The 20724-nt window shown below is 55.6% G+C and carries 18 protein-coding genes and 2 pseudogenes; 16 read left to right on the forward strand and 4 right to left on the reverse strand.

What is annotated here, in order from left to right; translation table 11 throughout:
• The 3 genes from CPT76_RS20490 to CPT76_RS20500 form a co-directional block, all read left to right on the forward strand.
• Window positions 1–614: PadR family transcriptional regulator (locus CPT76_RS20490; protein ID WP_258168696.1), on the forward strand; the 614-nt coding region annotated here is incomplete at its 5' end.
• Window positions 615–736: 122 nt separating this feature from the next.
• Window positions 737–1897, forward strand: a complete 1161-nt coding sequence (locus CPT76_RS20495) for an MFS transporter (RefSeq protein WP_105444262.1) — start codon at window positions 737–739, stop codon at window positions 1895–1897.
• Window positions 1898–2060: 163 nt separating this feature from the next.
• A complete protein-coding gene (locus CPT76_RS20500) occupies window positions 2061–2429 on the forward strand; it encodes a sensory rhodopsin transducer (protein ID WP_105444263.1) in 369 nt (122 codons plus the stop codon).
• A 195-nt stretch (window positions 2430–2624) separates the two neighbouring features.
• On the opposite strand, the gene CPT76_RS20505 is transcribed toward CPT76_RS20500, so the two are convergent.
• From CPT76_RS20505 to CPT76_RS20515, 3 genes are all read right to left on the reverse strand, one after another.
• Window positions 2625–3350 (reverse strand): CPBP family intramembrane glutamic endopeptidase, encoded by a 726-nt coding sequence (locus CPT76_RS20505; protein WP_105444264.1) that lies wholly within the window; start codon window positions 3348–3350, stop codon window positions 2625–2627.
• Window positions 3351–3392: 42 nt separating this feature from the next.
• Window positions 3393–3941 (reverse strand): AAA family ATPase, encoded by a 549-nt coding sequence (locus CPT76_RS20510; RefSeq protein ID WP_105444265.1) that lies wholly within the window; start codon window positions 3939–3941, stop codon window positions 3393–3395.
• Between the two features lie 98 nt (window positions 3942–4039).
• Window positions 4040–4972 (reverse strand): copper amine oxidase N-terminal domain-containing protein, encoded by a 933-nt coding sequence (locus tag CPT76_RS20515; protein ID WP_258168697.1) that lies wholly within the window; start codon window positions 4970–4972, stop codon window positions 4040–4042.
• Window positions 4973–5254: 282 nt separating this feature from the next.
• Here CPT76_RS20515 and CPT76_RS20520 point away from each other — a divergent pair, with 282 nt between their 5' ends.
• Entirely contained in the window at window positions 5255–5629 is a 375-nt protein-coding gene (locus CPT76_RS20520; RefSeq protein WP_105444267.1) for a MerR family transcriptional regulator, read from the forward strand.
• Window positions 5629–6174 (forward strand): annotated as a pseudogene (locus CPT76_RS20525) (SDR family NAD(P)-dependent oxidoreductase); the annotation flags it as partial. The gene CPT76_RS20520 and the pseudogene CPT76_RS20525, both read left to right, overlap by 1 nt.
• Before the next feature lie 213 nt (window positions 6175–6387).
• On the opposite strand, the gene CPT76_RS20530 reads toward CPT76_RS20525, so the two are convergent.
• Complete coding sequence (locus CPT76_RS20530) at window positions 6388–6822, reverse strand: ferritin family protein (protein WP_105444268.1); 435 nt, start codon at window positions 6820–6822, stop codon at window positions 6388–6390.
• Between the two features lie 644 nt (window positions 6823–7466).
• On the opposite strand from CPT76_RS20530, the gene CPT76_RS42210 reads away from it, so the two are divergent.
• The 11 genes and pseudogenes from CPT76_RS42210 to CPT76_RS20585 all read left to right on the forward strand — a co-directional run.
• Window positions 7467–7613 (forward strand): LacI family DNA-binding transcriptional regulator, encoded by a 147-nt coding sequence (locus tag CPT76_RS42210; protein ID WP_105444310.1) that lies wholly within the window; start codon window positions 7467–7469, stop codon window positions 7611–7613.
• A gap of 32 nt (window positions 7614–7645) precedes the next feature.
• Window positions 7646–8487: pseudogene (locus tag CPT76_RS40195) on the forward strand (LacI family DNA-binding transcriptional regulator).
• Between the two features lie 22 nt (window positions 8488–8509).
• Window positions 8510–9415, forward strand: a complete 906-nt coding sequence (locus CPT76_RS20550; RefSeq protein WP_105444271.1) for a carbohydrate ABC transporter permease — start codon at window positions 8510–8512, stop codon at window positions 9413–9415.
• Window positions 9416–9429: 14 nt separating this feature from the next.
• A complete protein-coding gene (locus CPT76_RS20555; protein ID WP_105444272.1) occupies window positions 9430–10251 on the forward strand; it encodes a carbohydrate ABC transporter permease in 822 nt (273 codons plus the stop codon).
• Window positions 10252–10425: 174 nt separating this feature from the next.
• Window positions 10426–11733, forward strand: coding sequence for an ABC transporter substrate-binding protein (locus CPT76_RS20560; protein WP_181152967.1), 1308 nt, complete (start codon window positions 10426–10428; stop codon window positions 11731–11733).
• 98 nt (window positions 11734–11831) lie between these two features.
• The gene (locus tag CPT76_RS40200; protein ID WP_258168698.1) at window positions 11832–11954 is read left to right on the forward strand and encodes a hypothetical protein; all 123 of its coding nucleotides are present in this window, start codon (window positions 11832–11834) and stop codon (window positions 11952–11954) included.
• Window positions 11941–13086 carry an amidohydrolase family protein gene (locus tag CPT76_RS20565; RefSeq protein ID WP_181152968.1) on the forward strand — a complete coding sequence of 382 codons (1146 nt, stop codon included), beginning with the start codon at window positions 11941–11943 and terminating at the stop codon, window positions 13084–13086. The genes CPT76_RS40200 and CPT76_RS20565 overlap by 14 nt, the downstream gene beginning before the upstream one ends.
• A gap of 54 nt (window positions 13087–13140) precedes the next feature.
• Window positions 13141–15192 carry a YyaL domain-containing protein gene (locus CPT76_RS20570; protein ID WP_105444275.1) on the forward strand — a complete coding sequence of 684 codons (2052 nt, stop codon included), beginning with the start codon at window positions 13141–13143 and terminating at the stop codon, window positions 15190–15192.
• A 239-nt stretch (window positions 15193–15431) separates the two neighbouring features.
• Window positions 15432–16820, forward strand: coding sequence for a sedoheptulokinase (locus CPT76_RS20575; RefSeq protein ID WP_181152969.1), 1389 nt, complete (start codon window positions 15432–15434; stop codon window positions 16818–16820).
• A gap of 7 nt (window positions 16821–16827) precedes the next feature.
• Window positions 16828–17550 carry an aspartate/glutamate racemase family protein gene (locus tag CPT76_RS20580; RefSeq protein WP_105444277.1) on the forward strand — a complete coding sequence of 241 codons (723 nt, stop codon included), beginning with the start codon at window positions 16828–16830 and terminating at the stop codon, window positions 17548–17550.
• Between the two features lie 120 nt (window positions 17551–17670).
• On the forward strand, window positions 17671–20724 hold a 3054-nt coding region (locus CPT76_RS20585; RefSeq protein ID WP_181152970.1), incomplete at its 3' end, for a class II fructose-bisphosphate aldolase.

Genomic DNA, 20724 nt, shown 5'->3' on the forward strand with positions numbered 1-20724 from the left:
CAAATATGTCGATCCGACATATAATATATATCGAAGCGACATATTTTACGGAGGTGAGAGGGGTGTACGAATTGTTCGTTCTGGGCGAGCTGATGACAGGTGAGAAGCACGGATATATGCTCCAGGACGTCTTGAATAACGCGGTGGGGCTTGGCCGTAAGATCAGCTCCGGCACGCTGTACCCGCTTCTGTCGCGGATGACGGAGGCCGGGTGGATTCATCTGCGGATCGAAGAAGAGACGAAGGGCGGGCGAACCCGGAAAATATACGCGATTACCGATGCCGGCCGGCAGCGTTTTGAAGAGCTGATGAAGGAGACGCTTGAGCCGAACCCAGAAGCAGAGGCCGCGCTGATTTTTAGGTTCAAAATGGTGTATTTCGGCTACGTGACCAAGGAGGTCCGCCTGGCCTGTCTGGAGGATTACCTGCAGATCATCCGAAGAAGCCGGGAGTATGTGTCCCGGTTTGAGGCGTATCTGCAATCTCAGCAGCCGGAACCTGCCAAGCAGCGGAAACAGCTGCTCCGGATGTTTGATTACCGCAAACGGCTGGGAGAGGCGGATGAAGCCTGGATCACGGCAGAGATCGAGCGGATCCAGGCCGAGGAAGATTGATGGAAATGTCGTGAAAGATGACGATCAGGAATATCGCCATAGGGATTGAACCAGCACTATGATTCCAGAAGATTTGGAGCTCATGAAACCACTTTAATTTATGGTTAGGGAGGAATTCATCCATGGAAAGGCTCTGGACGAGGTCTTTTATTCAAATCACGGCCGGCATGCTGGTGCTGTTCACCGGGTTTTATCTGCTGCTGCCGACGATGCCGCTCTTTATCAAGGAGATGGGCGGGGACGAATCCCAAGTCGGGCTCGTGACCGGCGTATTCACGCTGAGCGCCGTCCTGTTTCGACCCATTGTCGGCGGGCTGCTCGACCGTTACGGCCGAAGGCCCTTTATGATTTGGGGATTACTGTTCTTCGTATTATCCATGTATCTGTATGACTGGGTTGGCGGGATCGCCGTTCTTCTCGGACTGCGGATTCTTCATGGAGCCAGCTGGGCGCTCTCTACCACGGCGGTCAGCACATCGGTCACCGACATCATTCCCGTCCAGCGGCGCGGTGAAGGCATGGGCTGGTTTGGCCTGGCGATGACGATCGCCATGGCGGTCGGACCGATGCTCGGGACCTGGGTGCACCAGAGCGGCTCATTTCACGATTTGTTTCTGCTGGCGACCGGCTTGTCCGCCGCGGCCTTCATTCTCGTCTTTCTGACCCGGATTCCGTTTCAGGTCAAGGCGGAGCGGCGGAAAATCGTCTTTTTTGAAAAATCGGTGCTTCCCGTCACCTCGTCGCTGTTTTTCCTGTCGGCGGCTTACGGCGGGATTACAACGTTTTTGCCGCTCTTTGCCGAATCGGTCCGGGTGAACGCCGGCACCTTCTTTCTCGTCTACGCCCTGGCGCTGACGCTGGCGCGGCCGGTGGCCGGCAAGCTGGCCGACCGGCTCGGCGAAGCTTACGTGATCGTGCCGGCGCTGGCCGTTACGGCGGCGGGGCTGCTCGTCCTTGCCTTCGCCGGCGGGCTTGCGGGCGTCATCACCGCCGCCGTGCTGTACGGCATCGGCTTCGGCTCGGCTCAGCCGGCCATGCAGGCGGTGAACCTGCGGCTTGCCGATCCGGAGCGGCGGGGCGCGGCCAGCGCTTCGTACATGACCGCCTTCGACCTCGGCATCGGCCTGGGTTCCATCCTGCTGGGCTGGGTGTCGCAGTATACGGGGTACAATACGCTGTTCGGCGTCTGCGCAGGGTCCGTCGCCGTATCGGCGCTGATCTTTCTGGCGTTCGTCCGCAAACCGCTGGCGAAGCGGCAGGTGGAGCAGACGGCCGTGGAGTAATAACTTACGGCTTAGCAGCGCACCCTGTTTTTTAACCAAAAAGAAAGGAATATTGGATGTAATCGCTTCCCTGAGAGGTTTATAATGGAAAAAAGCCGCGTCTCCGTCATATGGGCCTAGCTAAGGAGGCACGGCAAAACTTTTTTCGAAAAGAGGGATTCGAATGTCCAAAGGTCAGTTACAGTGGATTATTCCCGACGGGTACATTCCACCGACGAGCAGCGGCCAGCTGGAAAGCCACGAATCGATTTGCGTGCTGAACTTAAGCGGAGAAGAAGTGACGGTGACGGTCAACGCCTTTTTCGAAGACCGGGAACCGCTCCTGGGCATGACGGCGACTGTGGGGGGGCAGCGGACGCATCATATCCGCACGGCCCATCTGAACGTGGAAGGGAAGTACATACCGAAAGGGGTTCCTTATGCCATGGAGGTCACCGGCAGCGCGCCGATTTTTGTGCAGTACAGCCGGCTGGATTCTACGCAGGCCGAGAACGCGCTGATGAGCGTCATGGCCTATCCGGTGAAGGAGTAAAACTGCGCCGGGAGGGAGCACGGGTGCTGTTCGAGGTAAAGGGCTTTAAATAAGCCGGCAGCCATGCCCTGGCCACTTCTTAGAAGAGGCTGGGGTATTTATGTTACATTTAGGGGACTCACGCCTTGGAATGAAATCTATACTGTGTTAATGTTTTTCCCCATAAAAAAGTGATCAGCATAACCACTAAGGCTGTTACAAGAAAAACGGAAAAGTAGCGTAGCTCGAATCATAATTAGGAAGCAGGAAGGAACAAACATTATTCATCGTATGAACAATAACTGCCGCAATGATATTTTTATCTGTGTTTTTATAGACCCAAACAATCAAAACCCGTAATAAGACGGAGCTTGCACATTGCCATACGATCCACATTGCAGAATGGTCCGTTTGAAGATGCGGAATGACGTGCCATACTTGCCAAATGACCCCTAGCATTACACTAGCAGTCCATGCGTTCCATCGATTTTCAAGCTTGTCATATACATATCCTTGCCAACCAATCTCTTCACATAGCCCAGGAACAATAAAAAGCAAAAACAAACCAACGACTGTTAGAGGAGAAAATGACAGTGGGGGTACGGACGGTAGCAGGCTCTTCATAACTCCGTAAGAAATAACCATGATCAGCGGCATGGAAAGAAAAACCGGAATATACCAGCTTTTGCGCTCTATTTTAATGCGAAGTATTTTCCTGCATAAATCTTTAACACCTTGAGTTCGATCTTTCTGATAAACCAGGATAAAAGCAGCAATCATAGGACATACAAACATCAAAGCGCTGATGGGGAGGTTGATCGGTATGTCCTTTTGTATGGTGGCCGCCATACCTAATAACCAAAACGGAATAGATAAGACAAAAACCAAACCAAAATAGATCCAAATTGAAGGAGAAGAATGATGAGATGTGAAATTTTTCATAAAGAATATTACCTCATTACGTTATTGTGACTTGCCGGCCATTCAGGGCCGGGCCTTTTCGGGCAGCATTAAAGCTTGCCGCACAGACGAATTGCGGATCATCCGCAGCTTTCCGCGGTATGGCTCTACAATCTGCATAATTTCCGGCTTTTCCTTTTTCGCGTGCCGGTAGTTCCATTGGTACATTTTGCGGAGCATGCTGAACGTCTGCTTGTAGTTCCCCTGCGCAAGCCCCAGCTTTTGCACAGTAAAACGCTTCAGTATGCGGTAATTGCGGACCCAGATCGGCGTATCGACGTAAACGATCAGGTCCGCGTCCGCGAAGCTCCGCTGCACCCACTGATAATGGACGCCCTCGATTATCCACCGGTCCTGCTCGAGAATGCCGTTCAGGATGCGGTCTCTTTCCTCGAAGCTGTTCTTCACGTCTCCATGGTCCGTGCGCCTCCACACCATATTATCCAATTCATAATAAGGGATGCCCAATTGGTCGGACAATGCTCTTGCCAAAGTCGATTTGCCGCTGCCGACCGAGCCGATAATGCGAATTTTGTCCGGTGTCTTCGCACTGTGCGGTCTATAAACTGCCATGATCCTCGCCTCCCGTTAACGATAAATTCGATTCTCCGGAAGGGAGATCCTGCCTGATCAGTCCAACATTTCGATCCACCGGGTAACTAGGCTAGTATCTATTCTTCTTCAGGAATTTGAACAATAATATAGTTTGGTTTTGCGTTATTTGATTCCACTTCCGTTTCCTTGTAAACAACATCGTTCCAATTGTCCTTATGAATCAAGCTATAGCCGGTCGATCCGATATGCGGCATCCAACGGAAGGCGGCGAATGTGGAGTCTTTAACGGAAGGCCGTGTTCCAATTTCGTTGGTTATCGTTCCGTTAATAAAATACAGCTGCTTTTGAGTACTTGCTGTATTGGTGATTAGACCTTGCCATTTCAAATAAGCGGTATGACCAGAAATTTCAAAATAACTGATGGCATTGTTGTTTTTTTCGAAAAATTGATCGTGCACTTTTTCAGGAAAATAATACTGGATACTTGAAGTCTCGTAAGTGGGAGTATTTATTTTAGGCAGCAGTGACACTCTTGGAAGATTGATCGCTGCATTCCTTGCAACGCTTAACTCATCACTCTTGAGATCACTGGCTAAATATGAGCTTGCCTTTGCGATGTATACTGTCTGAATGGATGGATTCCAGGTAACAGAGCCGCCCATGGTTTCAGTGACAAATCGCAGGGGGATCATCGTTTTTCCATCATAGATAAACGGAGCCGTGTTTAACTTCACAGCTTTTCCGTTTTTCAGGGCGGTTGTTTTGTTGATGGTAAGCAATAGATTGGTATCCTTGCCTTTTGCGGTCACTTGTTTTGCAGCATGATTCCATTGGAAAGTTAGATTATCTAACGCTTTAGCTTCAGTGAAGCTAATAAATATTTGGTTGTTTTTTATAAGGACATCTTTTGGTGCCAGATCTTGATTATTGATGATGACATGAGTTCCACTATTGGTTCTGGCTGCTGCTGTACCGATGCTGTGATCCGGAAGCATGAAAGCTGCTGCACAGAGAAATGAAATCGAGGCCATGGTGATTTTCTTCATCATTCGTCCCTCCTGTTTAGATATTCCTATATATAGACGTCCTAAAAACGAGAAAGTATGACTTCATTACATCTTAACCAGCGCCCCACAAAGACCGAGGTCATGGCCTCAACCAGCCCCGTTTTCCAGTGCACTTACCAGAAAATTTACCGGACAGCCCATCGATCAGAGTTGATGATAAATCTACCCGGCAAATCACCGCTTGACCTTCACATGATGTGAGGGATTACACTTGCGTTACATCGATGAACCGGCTGTATGGCCGATAAAAAGGAGTGACGATAAATGCATATCAGCGAGCTGTCCCGCGCGACGGGCGTCAGCCTGCGCTCACTGCGGTATTACGAGGAGAAGGAGCTGCTTCATCCCGTCCGGCTGGATAACGGATACCGGGAGTACAGCTTGTCCGATGTTGAGCGAGTCCGGATCATTCAGCTGTACTTCAGCCTTGGACTAAGCGCCAAAGAAATCAGCGATGCCTATCCGTGCGCGGGATCGGAGGAGGTTCGGCGGGAATGTTTGCCCGGAGCAATCCGGGTGGGGGAAGCCAAGCTGGCGGAGATTGGGGAGCGGATCGACACGCTTCGAAAAGCGGAAGACCATTTGCGGGAATGCCTGACCGCTTGGAGACGTCAACTGAAGGAAGGAGGCGATCACTGATGAGCAGCAAGCGGGTAGTGCTGGTCACCGGAGGGAATCGCGGTATCGGCAAAGAAATCGCCAGACAGTTGGCGAACAAAGGGCTGCATGTGATCATCGGCTGCAGGAGCGAAGAGAGGGGGTGGCAAGCCGTTTCCGAACTGCGCTCGGAAGGGCTTGAGCTGGAGGTCCAGGCAGTGGATCTGCAAGATCCGGGAAGCATTGATGCGATGATGGATCGAATCCGGCAGGAGCACGGCAGGCTGGACGTCCTTGTTAACAACGCGGGCATCATTCTGGATCGGGGCGTATCCGTCCTGGACGTGGAGGAGGATGTGATGACAGAAACGCTGGAGACCAACTTCTTCGGCGCGCTGCGCATGATCCAGGCGGTGGTGCCGCTGATGAAGGAGCAAGGGTACGGGCGGATCGTCAACATGTCGTCCGGTCTCGGTTCCTTTGAGGTAATGCAGGGTCTCCTCGGACTTAAGGGTTCTTCCTCCGCTTACCGGATTTCCAAAACGATGCTGAATGCGCTGACGGTGCTGGTGGACCAGGAAACCGCGGCATACGGCATTCAAACGAATGCAGTCTGCCCCTGCAGAGTGCGGACCGATATGGGCGGGTCGGACGCTCCGCCACTCGGTGGCGGAGGGGGCCGATACGGCCGTGTGGCTGGCCCCTGCGGGAGAGGACGGCCCCAGCGGTGGATATTTCCGGGAACGGCGGGCTATTGCCTGGTGAACGGAGAGAGTTTCCCAAAAATGAATAGCCAGGGGTTACTCCCTGGCCTGCTTTGTAAGAAAGTACAAAAACCAAACGGCATGGTTCTGCTCATCGGCGGCTGCCCTGAGGAAGGCCTGCTTCACGGCCGGATCGGATGCCCGTTCGGCGGCTTCATGGTAGAAGTCCACCGTGTTCTGTTCATCCTTGAAGGCAAAGTGGAGGCCATCCCGGTAGACGGAGGGACAGGGCTCATTGATGACAGGTGCCGGCTGTCTTCCGGTCAGGGACGTGTACAGCCCGGCAAACGTTTGATAGTGTCTGATTTCGTCTTTACGGATCTCCATGATCTGTGTGCGTTCTTCTTCGCTTGGCGCCGCACCCGCCAGCCGTTCATAGCAGGCGATGGCGGAGTATTCTCCGTTGATGGCTTTCTCGAGATCGGCGATGGATGAGGCCGGAGCCCGATAGTCCCACGTATAGTAATACATCCTTGGTGTATCTCCCTTCGCAAATATAGGCTTTTCTTCACCCTATTCAGCTTCTTGGGCAAATGTCATTCATTTAGGAAAAAATAGTTGGGAGGGACAAAGATAAGCCGCTACCCATAAACGCAACCCATAAAATGGTTATTTTTTTTTGAAATACCCGTTGACACCCCATCCTGGAAGCGCTATTATAGACCCATCTTAATCAAGTTATTGCACCAAAACGGGAACGTTCCCAAAATTTCCATCGGTTTGATCCGGTCATTCGGCTTCCTGTTGGATCCTTTCCCGTCCACATGAACTCTGACGAAGCAAAGCTGGGAGAGGCATTTCCTCCATTTTGGGAACGTTCCCAAAATGGAGTTGGCAGCGGGTGATTGGAGGGCCGTGACGGAAACTTGTCAAGACGGGAACCTCATAGAGGCTGTATGGACAGCTCTAAGACGGGGGACAGACAACCAACTGCTAGTGCCGTGAATCTTTCCGGTAAAGAAATGGCGGCTTCTGCCAAACAAGTCCTTTTCTTGGACCTAGGCTGTCTGGTAAAATGGGAACGTTCCCAAAAATGGCATTCGTGCTGTATCTTGCCATCGATTCCGCATCAGCGGGATAGGCAAGTGAAGGGGCCGAAACATGGGAAACGATACATGGAGAGAGTGATAACAGTGGGTCCAACCATTCACGATGTCGCCAGATTGGCAGGAACAAGCAAAAGCACCGTGTCCCGTTACCTGAACGGGCAGCAGGTTAAAAAGCAACGCAGGAAGCGCTGGATAAAGCCATCAAGGAGCTGAATTTCCACCGCAACGCCAATGCCCGCAGGCTGGTGCTTGACCGGACGAACAGCATCGCTGTCGTCGTCGACAACATTTCGAATATTTTCTATTCCGGCATCATCCGGGGCATTGAGGGAGTAGCCAATCTGAAGGGATACAATTGCACCTTCCTGAGCTGGACTTCCAACTATGCCGAAGAAATATCTTTTCTCAACCTTCTGTACGAAGGGCAGGTCGACGGAGTGATCCTGGTGAGCTTCCAAAAGCGCAAAGATGAAGACCTGGAGAGAATCAGGGACTCGCAGTATCCGATCGCACTGATCGGGGATCACGGCGGCAAGGACGGCATCTTCGCGGTCGACGTGGACAATGCGGCGGGGGTCTACGATATCGTCGGATACTTGCACAGCCTGGGCCACCGGGAGATCGCATACATTTCCGGACCGCAGCATGCCGCAGCGAACCAGCACCGTTTTAACGGTATTTGCAGGCGATGGAAACGCTTGGGTTAACCTACCGTCCGGAATGGGTAGTGGAGTCGGACTGGAGCAGCCAAGGCGGATATCAGGCCATGCAGCAGCTGCTGGAGCGCAAAGGCTTCTCGGCCGTTATCGGCTCCAACGACGAAGCGGCAACCGGGGCGCTGCGGGCCATCCAGGAGCACGGGCTGAACGTGCCCAAGCAGATGTCGGTCGTCGGGTATGACGACATTTCGATCTCGGAATGGGTGTACCCGTCGCTGACGACGGTGCGCCAGCCCTTTGAAGCCATCGGCCGAAAAGCGGCGGAAGGATTGTTTCAGCAAATTGAAGGCGTCCAGGACAAGAGCGAGGAAGCGATCCATCTGCTGAAGCCGAAGCTCATCGTCCGGGACTCTTGCGGAACCAAGTAAAGTGTAAAAAGGGGTGAATACGATGGGCTCCAAGGTCAACAGGTCATTTTACGGTTACATCTTTGTGGCGCCTTTCTTCATCGGCTTTGCCGTATTCGGGCTGATGCCGATTCTGTACACGCTCTACCTCAGCTTCATGAAATGGGACGGATTTTCGGATCCGGTCTATGTGGGGCTGGCGAATTATTCACGCCTGCTGCACGACAGCTTCTTTTATCAGACGATAGGCAACACGCTTATTATCTGGATTCTATCCAATGTTCCCCAGCTCATCTTATCGGTGCTGCTCGCGCTGGTGCTGAACGAGCGCTTTATCCGGGGCAAGCATTTCTTCCGGGCGGTCTATTTCTTTCCTCACATCATTACGCCGGTCACACTGGGGGTCATCTTCTCCCTCATGTTCGACTGGCAGACCGGGACGATCAACAAGCTGCTCATGAGTCTGGGGATCATTCACGATCCGGTCAACTGGTTTAACAGCCCATGGTGGTCCAGAATCATCGCATCGGGGGTCATCTGCTGGCAGTACTTCGGGTTTAACATGATCGTCTTTATCGCCGGACTTCAGGGCATTCCGAGAGAAGTGTATGAAGCCGCGGAAGTGGATGGGGCGAGCAAAAAGCAGACGGCACTGCACATTACGCTGCCGCTGCTCCGCCCGGTATTCCTGTTTGTGTTCATTACGTCGGTCATCGGCGGCCTGCAGCTGTTTGATGCGCCGCTCATGCTCGGAGACGGGCCGGGCAACTCTTCCAGAACGATGGTCATGTACTTATATGAAACTTCCAGAACGATGGTCATGTACTTATATGAAACGGCTTTCAAAAACTTTGATTACAGCTACGGGGCGGCGGTCGCCTACGGAATTTTCTTTGTGGTCATGTTCTTTACGGCCATTACGGCCAAAGCGTCGAAGCTGAAGGATTAAGGAGGTCCACCTTCATGGCTAAAATACTTACCCGAGGCATTCTGTACCTCTTTCTCATCGCCGTGGCGGCGACATGCCTGCTGCCCTTCTACAGCATGATCATAACGTCGACCCATGCCAACTCGGATATCGCGCGCAGGCTGCTGCTTATTCCGGGAGACCAGTTCCTCGACAACTACGCGAGGCTGAAGGACACAGTCAACATTTGGCGGGGCTTCGGGAACACCGTCCTGATCACCGTTACATCGACGATCATTAACGTGTACTTTGCGGCACTGGCCGGATACGGCTTCTCGAAATACAACTTTAAGTACAAAAATGTACTGTTCCTGTTTGTGCTCGGTACGATGATGATTCCGGGCCAGCTCGGCATCATCGGTTTTTTCAAGCTGATGGATTCGCTGAACATGCTGAATACGTACTGGCCGCTCATTTTGCCATCGATCCACAACGCCTTCGGGATTTTCCTGATGAGGCAATTTGCGGATTCCTCGGTGCCGACGGAAATCATTGAATCGGGACGGATGGACGGGTATGGCGAGTGGCAGATTTTCAACCGGATCGTGCTGCCGATCATGAGTCCGGGGCTTGCGACGCTGGGGATCTTCGCTTTTATCGGCAAATGGAACGATTTTCTCACGCCGATGATCGTCCTCTTCGACAACAACCTGCAGACGCTGCCGGTCATGATCGCGAGCTTGAAGTCCCAGTTTACATCAGACTTTGGCGCGCAGTATGTGGGCATCGTGATTGCGGTCGTGCCGATCCTCGTCTTCTTCTCGTTCATGTCCAAACGGATTATCGACGGCGTGGCGGCGGGAGCGGTCAAAGGCTGACCGGTCGGAGCAGGCTATCCACGCCGATTTGACTTTCAGACTCCAGGGAAAGAGGTGATGACTGGGAAACGGCGCAGTGACCGCCATGATAACACAGTCAGCTGAAAGCGTTCTACAAATTGCGGGCACATGTTACGCATGCACTTCAATCACGACCAAAAGGGGAGATCGGTTTTGAAAACGAAGAAATGGCTGATGATGGTGCTGTCCGTCCTGCTGGTCGGCAGCATGCTGGCCGGATGCGGAAGCAAAGCTTCGGACAGCAGCAGTACGGCAAGCGGAGACGACTCCGGCAAAGCCGCCGAATCCGGCGAGCTCAAGGGCCACTTGGTCATCTGGACGTTCTTTGACCAGGTGAAGGACATGGCCGACCAGTTTCAGGCGAAAAATCCCGGCGTCACGGTAGACGTCAAAATGTTCCCGGGCGACCAATACCAGACGAAGCTGCTGACCGCGCTGCAGTCCGGCCGTGATGTTCCCGATATTTTCGACCTGGAGCGCGGGTATATCGGCAAATTCATCGATTCGAAGTTTTTGACGGACCTGTCGGCGATGGGCGCCGAGGATCTGGTGAAAGATTATATCCCTTACGTTCAAGAGCTGGGACGCTCCCAGGACGGCAAGCTGCGGGCGATTTCCGACCACTCTTCTCCGGGCGGCTTCTGGTATCTGCGCGATACAGCCAAGAAGTACCTTGGTACGGATGATCCCGACAAGGTCAGCGATATGGTCAGCTCGTGGGACAAAATCATTGAGCTCGGCAAAAAGGTGGCAGCGGACAGCGGCGGCAAAGTGCATCTGATCCAAAACGCCGGCGACCTGTTCGATATTGAAGCCTACAACACCCAGCCGTGGGTGAAGGACGGCAAGCTGAACATCGATCCGAAATGGCAGACGATCTATCAGACGCAACTGGATATCCGTAAAAACAACGTGGACGCCAAGCTTCCGTTCATGTCGGCGGGCTGGGGCAACGCGCTGAACGACGGCAGCGTCGTGCTGACTTCGATGCCGGCATGGGCCGGGTTTATGGTCGATAACAAGGACGACAAGGCCAAAGGCAAGTACGGTGTAGCCAAAACGCCGGAAGGCTTCTACTCTGGCGGAACGTACCGCGGCATCTACGAAAAATCCAAGAACAAGGATCTGGCGTATGAGTTCATCAAATATATCGCCGGGGAAGAGTGGCAGCAGCACAACCTGGAGAAAACGGGCAACATGCCGGGTAACGGCAAAGTGTACGAGGCCAACCTGGATACGTACAAATCTCCGCTGTTCGGCGACGAAAATGTCCTGAAGCCTTATTACGAAACCGTCGTGAAAATCCCGGCAACGAAACCGGATAAATACGGCGAAGACATCATGAGCAAGTGGAGAAAGGTTGCAGGCGACGGTGTCACCAACAACCGCAGCTTTGACGACGTCGTGACAGACTTTAAAAAAGAAGTGAAGAACGCTTTCCCTGAGCTGAATGTGGACTGATCGCCCGGTCAGGGGCAGAAACGACAGATAAATAGACGCGGCTGCTGTTCGGATGAGAAGAGGAGCAGCCGCTCCATTTTTGGAAGGAGAAAGGCCCGATGAGCAGCATACATGATTATATCAGCGAACTACGGATCATCGACGGACACGAGCATTTGGCAACTCCGCAGATCAGACAAAGAGAGCAGCAGGATTTTTTTCTCCCTGATGCATTACCTTGATTCCGACTTCATTACGGCGGGGATGCAGCGAGGTGCTTTAAGCGGCCGGCTGCGCAGCGACGAAGAAAAAGCGGCCACCTTCTTGCAGTATTGGCAGCGCGCGAATAACACCACGTACGCGAACATGTTCCGGACGGCCATGAAGGACCTGTACGGCTTTGAAGATTGGACGGTCCAAGGCATTCTGGAGGTTAATGATAAAGTTAAGGCGGCGACGAATAACCCGGACTGGTACCGGGAGGTGCTGTACGAACGCTCAAAAATTGACCTGGCGTTCACGCTGATCCAAACCACGCAATTGGATTACGAATTGTTCCGGCCGATCATGTTTATGGATTTTACCTTTAAACTTCGAACACTCAAGGATATTCACGACGTGGAGAACGCCGCAGGGGTGCATGTGCATTCGTTCCCGGGCTATCTCGAAGCAGTGGATGCCTTATTGCATAGATACAAACAGGAAGGAATGGTCGCAACGAAGCTGGGCCATGCGTATTGGCGGAGCCTCGCCAGCACCAAGCCGACGTTCCACGAAGCGGAGATCGTCTTCAACCGGCTGCTGGGCTATACGCTGCAAGACGGGCTGTCGAAGGAAGAGACGATGGCGCTGCAGGACTACCTCATTCATTTCATCATCCAGCGTTCCATCGCCTATGAGCTGCCGATCCAGATTCACACCGGCCATCATGAATCGAGCGTGTCCGGCAACGGCAACATCCTGACCAACTCGAACGCGGAGCTGCTGCTGCCGCTGCTGGCGCAGTACCGGGACGCCAAATTCGTCCTGCTGCACTGCGGTTTTCCTTACCATCAATCGTACCTCAGCATCGCGAAAAATTATCCGAACGTTTACACCGACTTTACCTGGGTGCATATCATCTCGCCGACGATCGGCAAGCAGATTTTGCATCAAATGATCGAGATGGTGCCACAGTCGAAGATCCAGGGATTCGGCGGCGACTACAACCATATCGAAGGAACCTACGCGCACCTGAAGCTTGTACGGAACCTAGTGGGCGACGTGTTAACCGAGAAAGTTCAGGAAGGCAGCATGACGGAAAAGGCAGCGTTGGAATTCGCCAAGCGCATTTTCCGGGACAACCTGATCGAGATATACCAGCTGGATATGTAATGTAGAAAAGTTTCCGGAAAAAGCAGGCTATTGGAAGAAAGGCGGGAGTCAATCGTGGGATGGAAGGCAGAGGCAGACGGTGGTGAGCGTTACGTACTGAACGTGTATCGGCCCGGTGAGGAACAGGGGGAGGCTGCGCTGCGGTTCGGTCACTTGATCGAAGCATGGAGCCCGCTGGACGGGTCGACCTTGGAGATTCCGATCGAAAAGGTGGATGCCTTGATGGATGGAGGGCTGACGATGTCCGGCTCTTCGGGCGAATTTGCTGCCGAAGCGGAATGGGAAGCGGTGAAGGACAGCTGTGGCGGCTACGACGTCACCCTTCATTTAACGTATAACGGGAACGTTCCCAAAAATATGGGGCTGACGCTGCGGGCTGATGTCGTCGGTCCAGGGAAGCCGGACTGGATGATCCCCGGCGCCTTCTACAAGGAAAACCGCTTTGAGAAAAATTTGCGGCGCTATCCCCGCTACGACTACCGGGGCGGAGACCCGGAGCAGATGGTATCGGATTATTGGTCCTTCCGCTCGGACCGGGCGGCGCTGCCGGTAGTGTTTGCCTGGAATGATGCGCTGTGCGGGGCTCTCTGCACGGAAGAAACGTCGGAGCTGGGCCTGACGGGCATCGGTTTCCGGGGCAACGCGGACGGAACGGCGGTCTGGCTGAACTTTCCTTACCGGGAGGAGCCGGTGACGTTCGTCGGCGAGCCGGTTCCGGCGCCAGCGGATCTGGCGTCCGCACGGTTTGAGCCGGGGCAGCAGGTAACGCTGCGCTACCGGGTGTATACGGCGGCTGGCGATTCCCACGCGTACGACCCGTTCGTGCGCCGGATGTACCGGCTGCATGCCGAGGCCTATCCGCTTCGGCCTTGGATGGATCTGGACGAGGCGGCGCAGCTGACCGCCCACGGCCTGTATACGTGGCATTATCGTCCGGAGCACCGCATATTGTACGAAACGGCAGCGTTTGACCGCGAGCTGAACAACAACGTTAAAGGACAGGGGGACCGCCCCCATATGCACGTAGGCTGGGTCAGCGGAGCGCCTTACGCGCATGCGCTGCTGCAGTACGGACGCAGGCAGGAGATAGCCGAGTACACGGCGGCCGGCATGGACGTGCTGAGCAAAATCGCCGAAGGCTTGTCGCCGAGCGGCATTTTCTGGGCGTCCTGGATCGAGGGCCGGGGCTGGAACGCCGGCTGGAATCCGAAGCCCGATTGGCTGCAGGCGAGAACGGCGGCCGAGGCAACGCTGTTCATGGTCCGGGCGCTGGAGTTTGAGCGCGAACAGGGAGCATCCCATCCGGACTGGGAAGCGGCGGCCCTGTCGAACCTAAACTTTGCGGCTTCCTGCCAGCGAAGCGACGGCAATTTCGGCTCCTATTACCATGCGGAGACCGGGGAGGTCGAAGAATGGGACGGCGCCGGCGGCATGCTGTGGATCGCGGCGCTGCTCGAAGGCGCGGCCTTGTTCGGGGAACCGCGGTTTGCGGAAGCCGCCGTGCGTGCCGGCAGCTATTACGAGAAGTTTATCAGGGATGAATATATTTACGGCGCTCCGGAGGATGTGCATCTGACGCCGACCTCGGAAGACGCCTATAACGCCGTCGCCGCCTATGTGCTGCTGTACGAGTATAACCGGCAGCCGAAGTGGCTGGAGCTCGCATCCAGCGCGGCGGACTGGATGATGACGTTCCGCTGGACGTATAATCTGTGCTTCCCGCGCCATACCCTGCTGGCGCAGTACGATTTCCGCTCGCGCGGCGCGGATCAGGCGTCCACGTCGAACCAGCATCTGCACAACTACGGCCTGTTCTGCGTTCCGGAAATGCTGCGGCTGTGGAAGCATACCGGCGACCGGTATTACCTGGACCGCACCCGCGACCATATCGCCTGCTTCCTGCAGTTTATCGCGCGGGAGGACGGGGACTTCAACGCCTATAAAGGCATGGTCACCGAGCGTTATTACAACACGAACTGCTTCCAGCCCAAAGGAATGATGCTGACCCTCTCGCACTCCTGGTGCATCGGCTTGATTCTGTACGCGTCCCAGGAGGCGGCGGAATATGCAGCGGAGCTGGGGCTGAGCGAGCTGATCGAAGGCTGAAGGATCGGATACGAAAGCTGGTAGCTGGAGACAAAAAAACGCTGTCTGTTCCTTATGAAAATACGCCGGTAGACGTTCTTCATCCTATCGAAACCGCCTTCCAGCGAGACAAGGATTTCATAACCCAAAAGCGGATGGCTTGAAGGTGCCTAGCTTTATGCCCGCGAAAAAGAATAAGGAAATCCATAAAATCGCTTAGGCGAGATGAGATGCAGGACGAATACGGGAGGGGACAACGTATGTTATTTGCAGGAATTGATATCGGAACGACATCGATCAGCGCCGTGCTGATTTCGGCTGCGTCAGGCCGGGCGGTCCGCGTGGCAACTTGTGCGAACGATGCTTCGGTTCGTGGGGAGCACAGCTGGGAACGGCTGCAGGATCCGCAGCGGATTATGGAGCGAGTTCGTGGGCTGCTTGCGGAATGCCAAGAGGAATGGCCGGACGTTGCCGCGGTCGGAATTTCCTGCCAGATGCACGGCATTCTTTATGTCAACGGGGATGGCCAAAGCGTCAGCCCGCTCTATACCTGGCAGGACGGGCGGGGAGACGAGCGGATGGAGGACCGGGATATTTCTTACGCACGGTATCTTCGGGAACGTACGGGTTATCCGGCAGCCAGCGGCTATGGACTGGTGACCCAATTTCATCATATGAAAAACGGGAACGTTCCCAAAGATGCGGTTTACTTATGTACGATCGGCGATTACGTGGCTATGCAGCTGACGGGCGCCACCGAACCGCTCATGGATCCATCCAACGCGGCCGGGATCGGATTGTTCTCGGCGAGCCGGCACTGCTTTGATGAAGAAGCGCTGCGGCGGGCCGGGATGGATGCATCCATCCTGCCGCCCGTTTGCCAGGGCACGGAGCCGGCCGGTAGAACGCCGGATGGCAAGCCCGTAGCATGCGCGATTGGCGATAACCAGGCGAGCTTCCTCGGTTCGGTATCGCAGCTGGAGCGGACGCTGCTCGTCAATGTCGGAACCGGCTCGCAAATTTCCATTTACACGGACAACGACGTGTCTCCGGGGGAGTTGGATGCTGCGGTCGGCCTTGAAATCCGGCCGTTTCCGGGAGGAGGCTCGCTGCTGGTAGGTGCCCCCCTTAGCGGGGGCAAGTCCTACGCCATGCTGCTGGCGTTCTTTCAAGAGGTGGGCAGAGCCTTCGGCACGTCTCCGGATGAAGGCGAGATCTACGCGCGGATGAATGAATGGGCCCGGGAGGCAATTTGGCGCGGGGATGCACCGCTTCAGGTGCAGACCCAGTTTTACGGAACCCGGCAGGATCCGGGCCTTCGGGGGGCCATCCGCGGCATCGGGCCGGACAATTTCACGCCCGGCCATCTGGCCGCAGGCTTCCTGCAGGGCATGGCCGACGAGCTGATGCAGTACGTCGGCGCGCTGCCGGCGGGGCTGCGCGGCAGCATCTCGGCTGCGGCGGGTTCGGGCAACGGCATCCGCCGGAACCCTCTCCTCCGAGAGATGCTGGAAGCGAAGCTGGGGCTGGCGCTTGAGCTTCCGCCCGGGGAGGAAGAGGCGGCCTATGGAGCGGCCGTGTACAGCGCAGCGGCGGCCGGATATTATCCCGATGTCCGGTCGGTGCTTAGCGAAATGAGGAAAGGGTGAACTTGCGATGGACATGGATACAGTCGATACAAGTACAATGCGCCAGCCGCAGGAATGGGGACGCTTCAAACTGGCGGTCATTCATACGACCCCGGTCACGGTCGATCCTTTAAGGGACCTGGCACAGCAGTTGATGCCCGGCCTCCGCGTCATCAATCTGGTGGACGACTCGATCCTGCCGGAGCTTGCGGAGAACGGCGGGGACGTCGAAGCCATCGCCGGGCGGTGGAGGCAGTATGCGCACATTGCGGAGCAGCAGGGCGCGGACTGCATCCTGAACGCCTGCTCCTCTATCGGAGAGCTGTGCGCTGCCGTACAGCCGGAGATCGCGGTGCCGATCGTGCGCATCGACGAAGCGATGGCGGAGCATGCGGTGCGCTCCGCCGGCACCATCGGCGTGGCGGCCACGCTGGCGACGACGCTTGGGCCGACGCAGCGGCTGCTGCAGCAGCAGGCGGAGCGGCTAGAAAGAGAAGTCCGGCTGGTGCCGGAGGTGATCTCTTCCGCGTACGAGCGCCTGCTGGCCGGCGACCGGCAGGGCCATGACGAAGTGCTGGCCGAGGCGCTGGCCCGGATGGCCGGTACGGCGGACATCGTCGTATTGGCCCAGGCATCGATGGCGCGGGCGGTGGAAGGCCTGCCCCCGGAGAAACGGAGCCGCTTTCTGACCAGCCCTGCCTTCGGAATGGGGCGCGTGCGTGAGCAATTGTCGACGAACAGAATGAACTGAATAAACTTCACTGAACAGATTTAACAATAGAACAGATTTAACTGAAAAACAGACTTAATGGACGGAAACAAGGTCCATTTTTCAGATTTACAAGAGAGTAGCGAGAGGAGTTTTTACCCTATGACGACCCAAGCAGGAGCTGCGGGACGTTCCAACGTCCTGACGCTGAAGCAAGCCCTTGAAGCCGCCGAAGCCGGAAAGTACGCGATCGGTTCGTTTTCACCGCGCTATACGTCCATGATCGCCGCCGTTCTGGCGGCAGGGCAGGAGGCAGATTCGCCGCTGATCGTCCAGATTTCTCAGAAGGAGCTGATCCGGTACGGCATTACACCGAAGGCATTTGCGGAGGAATTCTACCACCAGCTGGAGGAGCAGCAGATCACCGTTCCGGTGGTGCTTCACCTGGACCACACGAAGGACATGGCGGTCATCGCCGAGGCCATCGAAGCGGGCTTTACCTCCGTCATGATCGACGCGTCGGAAAAACCGTTCGAGGACAACGTCCGCGAGTCCAAAGAAGCGGCCGACTACGCCCATGCCAGAGGCGTCTCGGTTGAAGCTGAGCTCGGCATGATCGGTACGACCGATTTCGTCGAGACGGAAACCGACGAAGAGCTGTACACCGATCCCGATGAGGCGGCGGAGTTCGTTCGGCTGACCGGCGTGGACGCGCTGGCGGTATCGTGCGGCACCGCGCATGGCGTCTACAACGTGAAGCAGCCGAAGGTCGACTATGCGCGCCTGGAGGCGATCCGGGCACTGACCCCGGTGCATCTGGTGCTGCACGGCGGTTCGGGCGTTCCGGCCGACGGCAATGCGCATCTCGACCCGGTGTGGCTGTGGCAGTGGCAGGAGGGCTTCCAGGAAGCAAAAGCAACCTTCCGCTCGGCCCTCGACCGGATGAAGGAATCGGAGGATTTTATTTTTACGTCCAGCTCGGCGGCCATGTACGAGTGGATCGAAAACAACGAGCCAGCCATGTTCGAAGAAATCCGCGCACGCGTCAAGGAAGGCCGGTGGAACATCGTCGGCGGCTGGTGGATCCAGCCCGACTGCAACATTCCGGGGGGCGAATCCTTCGTCCGCCAGGGCTTGTACGGCCAGCGTTATTTTAAAGAAAAGTTCGGGGTGACCGCCAAAGTCGGCTACAACGTCGACAGCTTTGGCCACAACGCCATGCTCCCGCAAATTTTAAAAAAGAGCGGGATGGACTACTACGTTATGATGCGCCCTATGCCTAACGAAAAAGGCCTGCCCAGCCGGCTCTTCTGGTGGCAGTCCGACGACGGGTCCAAGGTGCTGACGTTCCGCATTATGTTCGAGTACCTGTCATGGGGCAAAGATCTGGAAAATCACGTACGCCGCTGCCTTGGCGAGTTCAAGGAACCGCTGAACGACTTGATGCTGTTCTACGGCGTGGGCAACCACGGGGGCGGACCGACCAAGGAAAATATCGAGAGCATTCGGCGCCTGAACGAGGAGCCCGATCTGCCGAAGCTCGAGTTCGCTACGCCTGACCGGTACTTCAAGGACATGGAAGCTTCCGGACTTGATTTTCCGGTTGTGCACGACGACCTGCAGCATCACGCCAGCGGCTGCTATGCCGCGCATTCAGGTATCAAGCAGTGGAACCGCCAGGCGGAGAACCGGCTGATTGCGGCGGAGAAGTTCTCCGCGCTCGCTTCGTGGATCACCGGGCAGCCGTATCCTGAGGAATTCACTCGTGCCTGGAAAAACGTGCTGTTCAACCAATTCCATGACATCCTGGCCGGAACGAGCCTGGAACCGGCATATGAGGACGCCAGATATTTGTTCGGAGAGGCGATGGCGATCGCCGACCGCTCGCTGAACTATGCGGTGCAGTCGCTGTCCTGGAACATCGGCATCGAGCAGGATGAAACGATGCGCCCGATCGTCGTGTTTAACCCGCACGCCTGGTCCAGCAAAGTGAACGTCGAGCTGGAGATTGGCGGAATCAAGGACAACAGCGTGCTGGTCGACGATACCGGCAAACCGGTGCCGTTCCAGACCGTCAAGTCGCAGGCCGCAGCCAGAGGCCGCTACCGTATGAGCTTTATGGCCGAACTGCCGCCGCTCGGATACCGGGTCTACAAGCTGTTCCTGGAATCGGCTTCGCTGAAGCCGGTCGGGGAGCCGATCACGGCCAGTGATCTCGTCTTGGAAAACAGCCGGCTGCGGCTGGAGTTCGACAAGGACACGGGCTTTATCAAAAGCCTACGGGACAAGAAGCTGGATCATGAAGTGCTGCGGGGCGAAGGGGCACGGCCGGTCGTCATCGACGACACCTCGGATACGTGGAGCCACGACGTGCTGCATTTTAACCGGACGGCAGGGCAGTTCAAGGCGGTGAGAGTGCAGCGCATCGAGCACGGGCCGGTCAAATCGGTCATCCGCGTAGTAAGCGAATACGGCAGCTCGCGGCTGGTGCAGGATTTTGCGATGTATCCGGACCGGGACCAAATCGACGTTCGCGTGACCGTGGACTGGCGGGAAAAGTTCAAAATGCTGAAGCTCGTCTTCCCGGTCAACTGCGTCTTCAGCCGGCATACTTACGAAATTCCTTACGGAACGATCGAGCGCGAGCATAACGGCGAGGAAGAGCCTGGTCAGAGCTGGGTGGACTATACGGGGATCGTTCCGGGATCGAACCGCGTGTACGGGCTGAGCCTGATGAATGACGCCAAGTACAGCTACAGCATCCACAACAAGGAGCTGGCCCTGACCGTGCTGCGCAGCCCGATTTACGCCCATCACGATCCTTACGTGCCGGAGGCGGACGGTGAGTATGCCTTTACCGACCAGGGCATTCAGCAGTTCAACTATTCACTTCTTCCTCATGAAGAGGGCTGGGAGCAGGCAGGCACCGTGCGCCGGGCCGCGGAGCTGAACTGCAAGCCGGTAGCCATCATCGAAACGTATCACGAAGGAAAGCTTCCGCAGACGGATTCGTACCTGTCGGTGGACCGGGACAATATCATCGTTAGTGCGGTGAAAAAAGCGGAGGATAACGACGATCTGATCCTGCGCGTGTATGAGACGGATAAAAAGGCGACGACGGCCGAAATCAGTCTCCCGAAATGGGAGCGCAGCATCCGTGCCGATTTCAAGCCCTCGGAAATCAAAACGTTCCGCGTGCCGGCGGACAAAAGCCTT

This window comes from Paenibacillus sp. AR247 (genome assembly GCF_002968895.1).
Lineage (GTDB): Bacteria > Bacillota > Bacilli > Paenibacillales > Paenibacillaceae > Paenibacillus_AQ > Paenibacillus_AQ favisporus.